The sequence below is a fragment of the Pelosinus baikalensis genome, assembly GCF_020819555.1.
GTDB classification, from domain to species: Bacteria; Bacillota; Negativicutes; order DSM-13327; family DSM-13327; genus Pelosinus; species Pelosinus baikalensis.
Map to the genome: position 1 here is coordinate 76,790 of NZ_JAJHJB010000016.1, position 13,233 is coordinate 90,022.

Here is a 13,233-nt window from a genome sequence, read left to right on the forward strand (position 1 = left end):
TTTACCTCACTTTCTCTGCCGCTACCGATACTCGGTGAGCTCCGGCTAACTTTAGTTCATCCAGAACAGCGATTACTTGACCGTATGGTACTTGTTTATCGCCTCTTAAGACAAAAACATTATCCGGCTGTTTTCCAAGTTCTAGACTGACTCGTTTAGCCAGCAAGTTTAGCGGTATTTCTTCCTGATTAAACATTACACTGCCATTATCCAGGACTGTAATGTTTATACTGCTGGGTTTATCCTGCTGAACAGAAGCTGCCTGGGGCAGATTCACTGGAATGGTGTGCTGCTCTACCATATAAAGAGTGCTCATCATAAAAAACACTAATAAAAAGAAGATAATATCAATCATAGGGATAATCATCAATTGTGGTTGATTATCTACTCGTAAACTACGCAATCTCATGTGTTTCTCTCCGTGCTGCTTTTTTTAATGGCATATAGCTGATGACTAATGCGGCTGTTTGCTCAATATCACTGATCATACGGTTGACTCTTCGAGAAAAGTAGCTGTGGGAAACAAGAGCCAAAGTAGCAACACTAAGACCTGTTGCAGTGGCAACAAGTGCCTCCCCGACACCGCCTGTAATGGCCATGGGCTGTCCAGATTGTACGTTGAACACGCTAAAGGAATTGATCATGCCGATAACAGTTCCTAATAGTCCAAGCAGTGGGGCTAGAGTAACTATCGTGCTCAGATCATCTAGGCGTTCTCGCAGACGATCAGCTGCCAACGTGGCACTACTTTCCAAAGCATTTTCTATTTGACCATTTCGTTGAGAAGCCAAAAGCCCGGCTAGGGTTACTTTTGAGAGTGTATGTGGCTTTTGCTCACATAATTGAATGGCATCATTCAAACGCTGCTTTTCCAATAAAGGTTGTAGTGCCTGATGAAAGGTCTGTGGATTAGCAAATGTATTTTTGTAGTACAAAACGCGCTCGACGGCAATTGCCACCACGAATAGCGAGCAGATCGCTAAAAGATACATGACAGGACCGCCCTTGTGAAACAATTCTATTGAATGATTTAAAAATTCCATAATTATATTAGCTCCTTATAAATAATTTTTGTGAGTATTTTCTTAGCAGTAAAAAATGTAGTGCAAAAGCAAAGTAGCAGCGTCAGACTGCTTACCATGAAATAGGTAGCATACCAGTAGCTCGCAGTAGATCTACCCGGCATTTGTGGTAATCATAAAGGGCATTCACATTATTGGCTTTAGCTTCGGCCAGTGTACTATAGGAATTTAGAAGATCCTCATTGTTGGTTTTACCGGATTGGAACTCCGCAATAGCGGTTTCATAATCCTCTGTGGCTTTACCAAGGAATTGAGCAGTTTCCTTCATTACAGTGTCAGCTTGTTGAAAGTAATAGAAGGCTTCTCTGGTTTCTTGAGTGATTTTCTCAATTTTCTGTTCCAGATATTCTTGTGATTTAGCTTCTTCTAAACTAGCCTGGCGAACTTGTATATTAGCTCGACCAGCATCAAACAAATTAGTGGATACACTAACAGTGGTGTACCAATACTGCTCTGGCAGCCACAGGTCACTGGCGACAAAGAGTAAGTAAACATTAGGACGCTTGTTGCTGGCAGCGACTTTTATACCCCATTGGGCTACGGTCTGCTCTTTGCGGGCTTGCTTTAAATCATTGCGCTGATGTAGTGCAGTCTGGATGGCAAGATCCAATGTTTCAGGGGCAGACTGTCCCGGTATTTCCGACAAAGTCAATTCCTGATCTGGCTGAAGCTGCAGAAGGCTTGTTAGCTGGCTAGTGACCAACTGGCGCTCATTATGTATACGAATGTAATTTTGCCGGGCTTGCGCCAGTTTAGCTTCAGTTCGCTGTACATTCCTTTTAAAGTCGTTTTTTGTCGCATCCTGAAGTTTGACTTGTGCCAAATGCTGGGTCAGGTTTTCTACAGCCAAGCTCGCAAGATCTTCACGGCTCTTAGCTTGCAATGCATTATAATAAGCCAGCATCGTATTGGCAGTTACCTGTTGCTTGGTATGTTCCAGATTATCAGTAACTCCTTCATAAAACTCTTGTGACTGCATCACCAAGCTTTTGGTTCTGCCTCCATCAGACAAAGGAAGTTTGGCTGTCAAGTAGTTGCCGTATTCTGGTTTAGGTGATTTTTCAATTTGAGTCTGCTCATGAGTCATACTGACGGTAGGCCAATAAGTAGACTTATTTTTCTTAATTTCCAAGGAGGCTTTGGCCGCATCTAGCTCCGCTATTTTTACTGCATGACTGCGGGTTAGCGCCAAGTGTATGCTCTCAGGAAGGGTGAGGGCAAGAGGGGCGGTATAGCCCCAGTTTGGTGCGCTCCAGCAAAGAAGAGTGATGCCGGCACATAAAAAAGTCCGACGAAAGTTCATACATTGCTGTCTCCTTACATTTTAGTATGCCAAGTACTTGAGGTATGGCATAGCTAGCAGGGGATCAAACATGCCAAATAGTGAGTGAATTTAAAAGGCTATTCCACATCGGACGAAATGACTGGTGTTCTTTTCAAAGTACAATCATAGTGGAGCGTATCTGCACTTATCAGCGGTGTATCCGCCGACACAATCTTCTAATTCAACTCCTTTTCGTTTTTTAAAAAATTGTTAGATGTAACAGGAATGATATTTGATATAAATAATCATTCTCGATACATCTAGATGGCAAATCGTAAGCACGAGTTAAGGACACATTTCCTATAGTGATATTTAACTTGTGTTGAGAACCATTATAGCAAGAAGTTTTAATATATGTCAATCACTATAGTGCCTAATTATAAGAGGTCAAAAAAATAGTTGCAATTGCCATAACATGAGAAACAATCTCATATTTAAAGATGTTTAAGTAGTAATTATTTTGTTAAAAAGGAGCATTTTAAAATCAATTTGGGTTAGTATACAACTTGAAATAGTATCCATATGCTAGTGAACTTTAGTATGCCGATTTGTTTTTCACTCCGTGATCCAAAAGGTATAACCGATTGCTGCTCTTTTATATAGAAGCATTTTGCAAATTTAAGTTTCTAATACTAGTTTCGAGGTTTGTTTATCAGGCTAGGTTGCAGTTGGTTCATTTAATGAAGCCTTGCCTGTTATTTTAGTGATAAAATAAATTGGACAAATAGTCAATGGCTTCATCTACCCGGCTGCCGGGATTAACAGCAAACAGGCAATATGGCAGCTGGTAGACCCGATTTTCCTGTACGGCTTTTAACTTTCTCCAGCTAGGGTGAAGTGCCAATTCATTGCGAATTTGGTCACTGACCTTAGTGTCGTAGCTATGGGTAATTAGCAAGATCAGGTCTGGATTGGTCTGGATCGCAATATCGAGACTGAGGGGAGCATATCCCATGGCATTGCCATCGCCTACGCTTTGGACAACATTTATTGCATTGAGGCGGCAGAGAAGATCGCCGATAAAACTGTTTGGCAGTGCCATATGAAAACTTTCGGCAGACCCCCAGACAACGAGGACTTTTGGTGAGGGTTTATTTTTGCTTTTCGCTTGGACCTGCTGCAATTTGCTGTCCAAACGATGAATCACCTGATAAGCTTGCCGCGAATGATCTGTCAATTCACCATAAAAGCGCAGGGTTTGGCTAATCTGCTGGTAATTATTCAATCTTTGAAGGTATACTAAAATACCCGCTTTTTCTAATGAGGCAAGGATTGGCTGACGCAAATGAATATCAGTAGTCAAAACTAAGTCGGGTTTTAAAGCGATAATCTGATCAATGTTGGGAGTTGGTGTCTCCCCTACAGATGGCACATCTTTAATTTTTTCCATCAGATCCGATGACAAAGCCATAGTACTGGGGCGACCGACTAATTCTCCGCCAACAGCATAATATAAATCAACATTAGAAGCGTTAAGAGCAATAAGCCGCAACGATCTGCCCTTTTTAATGGTTTGTATTAAACTGCATTTCGGACACTGGATTTCGATATACTTTACCTGACCTTTGAATAATAGTCTATTGCATTTTGAACAACGGCATTCATTTGAATCAGTGTTATTTATCATGTTATGACGTATATTCATGATATTCCTCCATTAACAGCAAATTAATATATAAATAAAAAACTCCGTGCGAAATACAATTTCATCACGGAGCTCTAGGCTCTCTTTGCTTATATTTTCTATAATGATTATTATTATCATTATAGAAAAGGGATATAATTTTGTCAAGAATAACTCGTGCAGGAGTGAAGGACCAGGGTGGCTGTCTAACTATATATTTTTTATAAAATAAGAGCCTCTTACGCTGGCTGATGCTTTGAGCTGGCCAAGCCATTACTACAATACCCCTGAATTGGTTATGCTGTTTGAACAGCTTAAATATGGTATCAGAAATACTGACAAGCCCCGGATGTATTTTGAAGTTAAGATTATGGAGATTCTGTCCACTATCTTGAGTAGTGTCCAGCTTGAAGGGTATTCGGAAAAGTTCTTTCAAGCAGAACGTTCTAAGTATGTGACCTATCAAAACAAAAAATTTCTCTGGCAGGTCAAGACTGAAATTGATAAGGATATTCTGATGTCGCCATCAGTTAAGCAATTGGCTGCTATTGCCGAAATGGGGACAACCAAACTGCGTCAGTTGTTTAAGTCTTATTATGGCGTGACCATCGACGGCTATGTACGGCAAGAGAAAATGAACTATGCATTGCGGCTGTTATCCCATGACGACATGAGCGTACAAAATATCAGCACTTTTCTAGGGTATGGATGCCCTAGTCGGTTTACAGCAGCATTTAAAAAAATCCACGGTTTCACGCCGCAGCAGTTTCGTAAGTCACTCTCTTTGTAATGCGACCTTGATTTTAGCAGGTTGGACGGAGAGCGAATTCAGTGAAAGCAAAAAAGGCATCATGGCTGCCAGAGCAACTGTGATGTCTTTCTCAGTTAGGATGTACTTGTCGTAATAGTTACCAACGGCGAGTAGCGGTCAGCCGGAAGGTGCGGCGTGGACAATTGGTGGGGAGTGCCAAAATAGGCTGGCGCTGATCAGAGTATAGAGCAGCTTTTTTTGGTGAGAGGATCTTCTTTTGTTCATGCTTCTTGACTCCCTTTATGATAGGGTAGATAATTAAATTGTAAAAACACATTGATAATAATTGTTAATTATGGCGATGAATTTTTTAATAGTTAAGTTAGTTTGCTAAGCCGGCTTTGACTAACTTGTGGCTAATTATAGCAAGGAGATTTAAGGGCAGTCAATGGCTGTACAGAAAGACCAGAAGCAGGTATATAGGAAGATAAAAGAAATGTTCTATTGATACTCATATGATGGCATGCAAAACAAAAGGTCACTGCGTTTTTGAGGGGTAGTTCTGTGAAAATTTTAGGGTTAATATTTTGGTTGGCGTTGTTGGTGATGGTGTGCCAACATGATATGATAAACGATGTAAAGTGAAGTACCGTTTTAAGGCTGATGCTGTACTTGGGATAAACAGATAGCAAGGAGGGGAGAATATGGCTACAAATGAATACTTTGACGGTAATGCCGAACTGGCTGCACAGTTAAGATGTACTAAAGATAGCGGGGAACTTAGCAGATGTCCGAAAGGTATTACCTATGTATTTCCTCCTGAAAATGGTGATAGGTGGTTTATCGATATTCATCCTAAAACTGGTCTTTTTGTTAGCGATGCCTATTTTACACTGCATCAACCAGTTACCAAGACTTATGAAATTGAGCAGCCAGGATTGTTCTTGTGCTCCTTTGAGAGCGGTGATGTTACCATTTTCGAAAGGGGCAAGAAAGCAAGGCGAATGAGGCAAGGCATTCATCTGCTGGCTAACCAGGGCAAGCCATTTAAAGTAGTCTTTGGCAATGAAAAGCACATCCGATATACTGGTGTTTGGGTGTTTGCCGATTTTATCAGTAAATACTTGCAGGATAGAGAGTGGAAGGAAACATTGACCATAAACGATGCTTTAACCTGGCCAAGTCACTACTATAATACCCCAGAGTTGCTGGCTGCACTTTCAACAGCTTCGATTTGCAATCAGAGGCGGTGTGACGCCGCTAATGTATTTTGAAAGCAAGATAATTGCAATTTTGTCTTTAATTTTATGTGCTGTGCAAACTCCGAAACATGCGGAATGGTTTCAAAAAAAGGAACGCCCCAAGCATGTAACGTATCAAAATCAACAATTTATTTGGAAAGTTAAGGCGGAGTTAGACAAGGAAATACTAAACCCGCCGTCAGTTAAGCAGCTAGCAGCTATTGCTGGAATGGGAACCACCAAGCTGCGCATATTGTTTAAATCGTGCTATGGGATGAGTATAGCTGACTATGTACGGCAGGAAAAGATGAACCATGCACTGCGTTTGTTATGGCATGATGAGATGAGTATCCAAAATATCAGTTCACTTCTGGGGTATGCGAGGCCTAGCAAGTTTACGGAGGCATTTAAAAAAATTCATGGCTTGACGCCCAGGCAGGTGAGGCAGTCGTTTAATTTATAGCAATGGTTCATGGCCAAAAGAAAAAGACGCAAAGGCTTTTTTGAGCTTCCTTTGCGTCGTGAAAATCAATTCCGTATTAAGTAGTCGAATGCGCCTAGTGCCGCATTCGCACCGGACCCCATAGCAATTATAATCTGCTTATAAGGAGTATTTGTGCAGTCTCCCGCGGCAAACACTCCCGGCACATTGGTTGCACCGCGGCTGTCTACAATGATCTCACCAAAGCGGTTGCGTTCTACCGTGCCATCCAGCCAATCGGTATTCGGAATAAGACCGATTAGGATAAATACCCCCTGAAGTTTCAGATGATGTACGTCTCCTGTGCTGCGATCAATATAAGAAAGGCCATTGACCTTATCCGTACCGGTGATTTCTTTCGTTTGAACATTTTTCAAAACCGTCACATTCGGCAAACTGTAAAGACGTTGCTGCAACACAACATCAGCTTTCAGTTCCGGCAAAAATTCCAGCACAGTCACATGCTCCACAATACCGGCCAGATCAATTGCCGCCTCAATACCAGAGTTGCCTCCGCCAATAACGGCCACAGGTTTTCCTTTAAATACAGGACCATCGCAATGGGGGCAGTAAGCCACACCTTTATTTTTAAACTCGGCTTCTCCCGGTACGCCAATATTGCGCCAGCGGGCTCCTGTAGAAAGAATAACTGCTTTGCTCTTTAAGACAGCACCATTTTCCAACTCAATTTCGATCAGCTCTTTTTTCTCCAAGCGTCTGCCGCGCTGCAGCTTCATCACATCAATCGGGTATTCTTTCACGTGCTCCTCAAGATTTGCCGCCAGTTTAGGACCTTCGGTATATCTTACAGTGATGAAGTTTTCAATTCCAAGGGTGTCCTTAACCTGACCGCCAAACCGTTCGGCAGCAATCCCGGTACGAAGTCCTTTTCTTGCCGCATAAATAGCCGCGCTGGCTCCAGCCGGACCGCCTCCCACAACAAGAATATCGAAGGGCTCTTTTTCTTCTACTTCGGAGACATCAGAGCCATCACTGAGCTTGGCAAGTATTTCCTCTACTTCCATACGACCGCTGCTAAAAAATTCACCATTCAGATAAACCGAAGGCACCGCCATAATTTCTTTGCTCTGCACTTCTTCTTGAAAAGCAGCACCATCGACCATGGTATGGGTAATATTCGGATGAAGGATACTCATAAGATTTAGAGCTTGAACAACCTCGGGGCAATTATGGCAGCTCAAGTTGATATAGGTTTCAAAATGATACGTACCCTTAATTGCTTTAATCTGATCGATTATTTTTTGCTCAACCTTTGGTGCTCTGCCGCTAACCTGCAGCAAAGCCAGCACCAAAGAGTTAAATTCATGTCCCAAAGGAATACCGGCAAAGGTGATTCCACTATCTTCTCCTGCACGATGGAGACTAAAACTTGGTGTTCTTGGCAGCTTTGTTTTCTCGCTTGTGATCATAGGAGACATAGAGGCGATTTCATCTACCAGAGCAATCATGTCACTAGATATAGTATCGCTGCCTGAACTGACTTTAATCAGCACATTGCCTTCCAACAACTGAAGATATTGAGATAATTGCTCTTTAATATCCTGATCTAGTAACATTGAACCCACCTCTTAAATCTTTCCGACAAGATCCAGACTTGGTTTCAGTGTAGCAGAACCTTCCTGCCATTTAGCCGGGCAAACCTCGTTTGGATTTTTCCGAATATATTGTGCTGCTTTAATTTTATTAACCAGTGTGCTTGCATCACGACCGATGCCGCCGGCATTGATTTCAACCGCCTGCACGATGCCATCAGGGTCGATGATGAATGTCCCGCGATCAGCAAGACCGTTCTCTTCAATCAGCACTTCGAAGTTTCTTGACAACGTATGGGAGGGATCACCAATCATTATGTAGGTGATTTTTTTAATGGTTTCCGAACTGTCATGCCAGGCTTTATGGGTAAAATGAGTGTCCGTGGAAACAGAATATACTTCCACACCCAGTTCTTTTAGAGTAGCGTATTGATTTTGCAAATCCTCAAGTTCTGTCGGGCACACAAACGTAAAATCTGCCGGATAGAATAAGACTACGCTCCATTTGCCTTTGAAAGCCTCTTCTGTAACTTCAACAAACTTTCCATTGTGATAAGCCTGCGCTTTAAACGGTTTTACCTCTGTTCCAATTAGTGACATAATAAATTACCTCCAAATATAAATTTTAACTAATAATTAATGCTTGGTTGATAAATTCAACTAAACGATAATTATTATCTCTTGATTCATATTATCTTATTTAATTCATTAAATGTCAATAGTCAAAATGAAAAAAATTATAAATTAAAATTACGAAAGCAAAAACACTCGATCTTGACCAATGAAGCGTTTTGGGCGGGTGATAAAAAGTTAGAGCAGGTGAAGCAGATGAATGAAAAGAAGTGGACGATTGGTGAAATGGCCAAACTGTTTGACCTATCAACTGATACTCTGCGTTATTATGAAAAAGCAGGGCTGCTGTCTTCCAATAAAAAGGCAGAGAATGGCTACCGATATTATTCGTATGATGATTTGGTCATTCTTATAGATATTCTGTTTTTTCGCAACATGGATTTGGCAGTTAAGGATATTCGCCAGATTGTGACGAAGATGGATCTTCACGAGATCAAGGATGTCCTTAAACATAATCAACAAGTCGTAGAGGACAAAATACAAGGGCTAATCAGACAGCGCAAAATGCTTACTCAGGTTGTAGAACACTATGAATTATGTGAGCAAATGCTGGGGCAATTTTCAATTGTTCAGGCTCCCGATTTTCGTTATAAATTTGTCGGTGCACAAGCTGATGATTTGTTTGATATTGTTCGCAGCTACAAGAAACCGGATCGCTGTTGGCTGAATCAGATCAGGTATACTTTGTTTATCCCACAGGCAGAGCTGCTGCAAAATCAGAGATTTTGTCAGTCGCAGTTAGGTATTAGCTTCGATGAAGAAAATTTACAACTGTTGGCCCATGCCGAACAGCAAGGGTTCTCAGCCATGAGAGAAGGCGATTATTTATATACCGTCACAGGCACAGATTACTCTGAACAGACCAACCATATGCTCGCGGAAGCTATGCAGTGGCTGCAAGACCAGGGGAATCAGGTTGCAGGTCCTCTGATTGGGCGATATTTGACAAGTGTTCACAAAGATGGACTTGATTACTATGAGATTTGGGTTTCTATTAAGAAGGATCGTTTAAGGACATCGTTTACTGGTCACAAAGAATAGTAGTTGCAGAAGGGCATCTAGGTATAAATAAAACCTGCTGATATTTTCAGCAGGTAGAATTGGATTTATTAGCTAATTATTTACGATTTTCAATAGTGCGATATCTGTTCAGTTTGAAAAAGTTTATTGTTTATCAAATCAATTTTAGTGTCAAGTCTATTTATCGAATTCTTTGTTGCTGTTCTTGCGACATCTTGAGATAGGGCAGAGATAAAGCTTGTGTTTTTCGCGAGTTTACTATCAATGTTATTTAAACGATCATTGTTGATCAGTACCGCCTGTTCGATCAGATCAAGCTTCTTACTTTTCTTATCTTGATTCTCAAATAGTTTATTTTGGCCTTCTAGTAACTGCTGTAAGATCTTTTCCATGGCTGTACCTCCCGTTCATATCGTTAATTTATTGTATCATAGGCAATTATGCTTGTACAATGAGGATATTTTATCATACAAATTGCTGGAAAGCCGGAGAAACGAAATGAATACCGTATGAAGCCTTTGAATTTCTAGTGCCAATCAGTATAAAATAATGAGCGGAGTCAATCACAAGACTACGATACTTTTTTGCTTGCAATCCCAACAAAAAGTACTATAATTAGTAATAGGTGGAAATTAAAAAGTCGCCGTGTCCTAAGAGTGTGTCACCACTCTCAGGCACGAGCAGGTGTGTTGGCACCTACACGTAACAGCTAAACTGTCCACGACGACAGATTTATTATACCGTGAACGTTTCTTGATTACAAGCAAAGGTATGTTCGGGGTATCATAGAGAATGTAGTTTTGGCAGAGGCTAGCGGCTGCATTGAGTAATCGATTTGTCCTATCCAGTAACAGGCTGTAATTTAGGCAGGAACCTTTATTCATAAAGGGGGATTTTCTGCGATATCTTTGTGGTACCCCAATCAGCCGGGTTATCGGATATAGATACAAACGACGCAACAATAGCGCATGTGTAGGTTAATAAACCTGGCATGCGCTTTTTAATTTCCCCATTAAAAAAGGCTGTTTGCTGGATGTTCCTAGAAGGATGGGCTTAATCCTCACACAGCCAAAAATGGGGGAATATAGAGTGATATTCAATCATTGCAAGTTGTACCTTACTGCAAAGGAGTTGCTGCGATGAGGATTTTTGAAACGGCTGCACGAGAGTTAAGACATATGCATGATGCAGAGGAGCTAAGGTGCTTAGAGAAAGTTTCAGAAGGGTATTATCAGGCAGAGCAATCAAATAATCAGTTGAAAAAAAGGTTATTGGAGATCTTATCGAAAGAAGGCATTGATATTGTAGACAAAATGCAGGAGAACTTTACGGAGAAAGAAATCCTTGCAGGAGAAATCTATTACAATCAAGGATTTTGTGATGCCATAAAGCTTATGATGCAGTCGTTAGCATGGGAGTCAGTTCGAAGGTAGAAAGCAAAAGAAGCAAGGGATGATTCCTTTGCTTCTTTCTGCTTTTCAACAGCTCTATTGCCACATCAATGCTTATTCATTAAGCATTGCTTCCAGTTGTGTTCTGTTCACAATGGTAATCGTTCGCTTATTTAATGTAATAATATCGGTTTTACATAGATTTCCCAATTCCCGGCACAGTGAGACTTATTTGACTATTGCCGGACGAAGCTGTCCGATTCATGATTGTAAAATATCACAGCCACCTCTGACAAAGAGGTGGCTGTGATATTTTCTGGTGAATCGCTAATTTACATAGAAATAAAGCCAGAGCGTAATTGACAGTGATTATCGTTATCGCATATAATTATGTTCATAATTGGCAGTATCAAAAAGGATACGTTTGAAGGGTGAGCAAAGGTGGAGCATTTTAGCCTATTACAAGGGATCTGGAAGGTTGGTAACCATTATTGGCGATCGAAAGCAAAAAACTATGCGATATTGCTATTGCTGGTTATTATTGGGCTGAATATTACCAGTGTTTATATCCAGGTGTGGTTGAATCAATGGCGCAATGTGTTTTTCAATACATTACAGGACAGGGATATGGCGGCATTTCTGGATTCCTTATATCTTTGGGGTGGGTTGATCCTGGCGGCTTGGGCGGTAAGTGTCTACCAAAACTATCTGCGTCAGCTGTTGGCGGTGAGTTGGCGCAGCTGGCTGACCGATCGGCTATTGGGGGAATATTTGCAGTCAAAAAAATATTATTGTCTGCAACTTCAGGATAACGGTATTGATAATCCGGATCAGATGATTTGTGAAGATGTAAAATTATTTATTGATTCCCTCTTGACGATTTTTTTGTGGTTCTTGTACAATCTTGGAATCCTATGCAGTTTTACATTGATTCTGTGGGAGTTGTCAGGTAGTTTTTCTTTGTCCTGGAGGGAGTCGAGTATCACAATTCCCGGTGATATGGTTTGGATTGCCTTGGGATATGCTTTGATGGTGGATTGTGTTATGGGGAAAATGGGTCATCCCCTGGTACAGCTCAATTTTTTACAGCAACGTTATGAAGCAGATTTTCGTTTTGCCTTAGTGCGCCTGCGGGAATATGCAGAGGAGATTGCTTTGTATTCAGGAGAGAAGCGGGAACGTCATTTGCTCAGGAATTATTTTAAAAAAGTGTATGATAATCTTCATAAATCCATGTGCAGGGGTACGGAGCCTCTTCCCTACATTGTTGCGGTTCCGCGCTTTTTTAGCGGAGAGCTTCAACTGGGAGGACTGATGCAGATCACGGGAGCTTTTGAAAAGGTACAACGGTCGCTCCTGTTTTTTTCTAGTTGGTATAAAGAGATTACGGAGCTAAAAGCCATTGTAAAACGATTGGTTATTTTGATGGATACCATGGAAGAGTTTAAGCGATTAGACCAGAAACAGTCGATTCGGATTATTAACGCTCCTGACTCGGCTTTTTCGGTAGAGAATTTGAACCTCAAGCTGCCAAATGGGGAGCTATTGCTGGACAACTTTGCCATGAGGCTGCAGCCTGGTGAATCTTTGCTGATTACCGGATCATCTGGTTGTGGCAAAAGTACATTGATCAAGGCAATTGCCGGAATTTGGCCTTTTGGCGAGGGGCATATTCACATTCCCCAGAATCAGCAGTGTTTGTTTTTACCCCAGTCGCCCTATTTACCTGTCGGGACCTTACGGGAAGCGCTGCTTTATCCACGCTCCAGTCAGGAATATTCAGAGGAAGCGATTCAGGGGATTTTGAAGAAATGTTGTTTGGAGCATTTACTGGAACGCTTGGATGACCAGGAGAACTGGTCCCATGTTCTTTCTCTGGGCGAGCAGCAGCGCATTGCCTTTGCCCGGGCCATTTTACAGCGGCCGCAGTGGCTGTTTCTGGATGAGGCTACTTCTGGATTGGATGAAGCTACGGAGAAAAAGCTATATAGTCTGATTCGCAGTGAGTTAAAGGGCACGGGAGTAATGAGCGTTGGTCATCGTAAGGACTTAATTGTCTATCATCAGAAAATCTTGACCATTAAAGGAAAAGGATGCTGGGATTTAGTGGCCTAATAGAGATGAGTAAAGGCT

The 13,233-nt window shown here is 41.5% G+C and carries 13 protein-coding genes; 6 read left to right on the plus strand and 7 right to left on the minus strand.

Annotated elements, in window-relative coordinates:
- Position 1 precedes the first annotated feature (1 nt).
- The 4 genes from LMF89_RS12785 to LMF89_RS12800 all read right to left on the minus strand — a co-directional run bounded on the left by LMF89_RS12785 (position 2) and on the right by LMF89_RS12800 (position 4,051).
- The gene (locus LMF89_RS12785) at positions 2 to 409 is read right to left on the minus strand and encodes an ExbD/TolR family protein (RefSeq protein ID WP_229535421.1); all 408 of its coding nucleotides are present in this window, start codon (positions 407 to 409) and stop codon (positions 2 to 4) included.
- Positions 396 to 1,043 (minus strand): MotA/TolQ/ExbB proton channel family protein, encoded by a 648-nt coding sequence (locus LMF89_RS12790; protein ID WP_369412595.1) that lies wholly within the window; start codon positions 1,041 to 1,043, stop codon positions 396 to 398. Before LMF89_RS12790 ends, LMF89_RS12785 begins: the two co-directional genes overlap by 14 nt.
- Before the next feature lie 91 nt (positions 1,044 to 1,134).
- Entirely contained in the window at positions 1,135 to 2,385 is a 1,251-nt protein-coding gene (locus LMF89_RS12795; protein WP_229535423.1) for a TolC family protein, read from the minus strand.
- Between the two features lie 721 nt (positions 2,386 to 3,106).
- The gene (locus tag LMF89_RS12800) at positions 3,107 to 4,051 is read right to left on the minus strand and encodes a helical backbone metal receptor (RefSeq protein ID WP_229535424.1); all 945 of its coding nucleotides are present in this window, start codon (positions 4,049 to 4,051) and stop codon (positions 3,107 to 3,109) included.
- Positions 4,052 to 4,286: 235 nt separating this feature from the next.
- Here LMF89_RS12800 and LMF89_RS12805 point away from each other — a divergent pair, with 235 nt between their 5' ends.
- The 3 genes from LMF89_RS12805 to LMF89_RS12815 all read left to right on the plus strand — a co-directional run bounded on the left by LMF89_RS12805 (position 4,287) and on the right by LMF89_RS12815 (position 6,485).
- Positions 4,287 to 4,820 (plus strand): helix-turn-helix transcriptional regulator, encoded by a 534-nt coding sequence (locus tag LMF89_RS12805; protein ID WP_229535425.1) that lies wholly within the window; start codon positions 4,287 to 4,289, stop codon positions 4,818 to 4,820.
- A gap of 665 nt (positions 4,821 to 5,485) precedes the next feature.
- Positions 5,486 to 6,055 (plus strand): hypothetical protein, encoded by a 570-nt coding sequence (locus LMF89_RS12810; protein ID WP_229535426.1) that lies wholly within the window; start codon positions 5,486 to 5,488, stop codon positions 6,053 to 6,055.
- Positions 6,045 to 6,485, plus strand: a complete 441-nt coding sequence (locus LMF89_RS12815; protein ID WP_229535427.1) for a helix-turn-helix domain-containing protein — start codon at positions 6,045 to 6,047, stop codon at positions 6,483 to 6,485. Before LMF89_RS12810 ends, LMF89_RS12815 begins: the two co-directional genes overlap by 11 nt.
- A 65-nt stretch (positions 6,486 to 6,550) precedes the next feature.
- On the opposite strand, the gene ahpF is transcribed toward LMF89_RS12815, so the two are convergent.
- Both ahpF and ahpC read right to left on the minus strand, forming a co-directional pair.
- The gene (gene ahpF, locus LMF89_RS12820; protein ID WP_229535428.1) at positions 6,551 to 8,080 is read right to left on the minus strand and encodes an alkyl hydroperoxide reductase subunit F; all 1,530 of its coding nucleotides are present in this window, start codon (positions 8,078 to 8,080) and stop codon (positions 6,551 to 6,553) included.
- 12 nt (positions 8,081 to 8,092) lie between these two features.
- Entirely contained in the window at positions 8,093 to 8,656 is a 564-nt protein-coding gene (ahpC, locus tag LMF89_RS12825; RefSeq protein WP_229535429.1) for an alkyl hydroperoxide reductase subunit C, read from the minus strand.
- Between the two features lie 228 nt (positions 8,657 to 8,884).
- Here ahpC and LMF89_RS12830 point away from each other — a divergent pair, with 228 nt between their 5' ends.
- Entirely contained in the window at positions 8,885 to 9,730 is an 846-nt protein-coding gene (locus tag LMF89_RS12830; protein WP_229535430.1) for a MerR family transcriptional regulator, read from the plus strand.
- Positions 9,731 to 9,819: 89 nt separating this feature from the next.
- Here the strand turns inward: LMF89_RS12830 and LMF89_RS12835 are convergent, their stop codons facing one another.
- Entirely contained in the window at positions 9,820 to 10,101 is a 282-nt protein-coding gene (locus LMF89_RS12835) for a hypothetical protein (RefSeq protein WP_229535431.1), read from the minus strand.
- A gap of 747 nt (positions 10,102 to 10,848) precedes the next feature.
- Here LMF89_RS12835 and LMF89_RS12840 point away from each other — a divergent pair.
- Positions 10,849 to 11,142, plus strand: a complete 294-nt coding sequence (locus tag LMF89_RS12840; protein ID WP_229535432.1) for a hypothetical protein — start codon at positions 10,849 to 10,851, stop codon at positions 11,140 to 11,142.
- A gap of 399 nt (positions 11,143 to 11,541) precedes the next feature.
- Positions 11,542 to 13,215, plus strand: a complete 1,674-nt coding sequence (locus LMF89_RS12845; protein WP_229535433.1) for an ABC transporter ATP-binding protein/permease — start codon at positions 11,542 to 11,544, stop codon at positions 13,213 to 13,215.
- Positions 13,216 to 13,233: the final 18 nt, after the last annotated feature.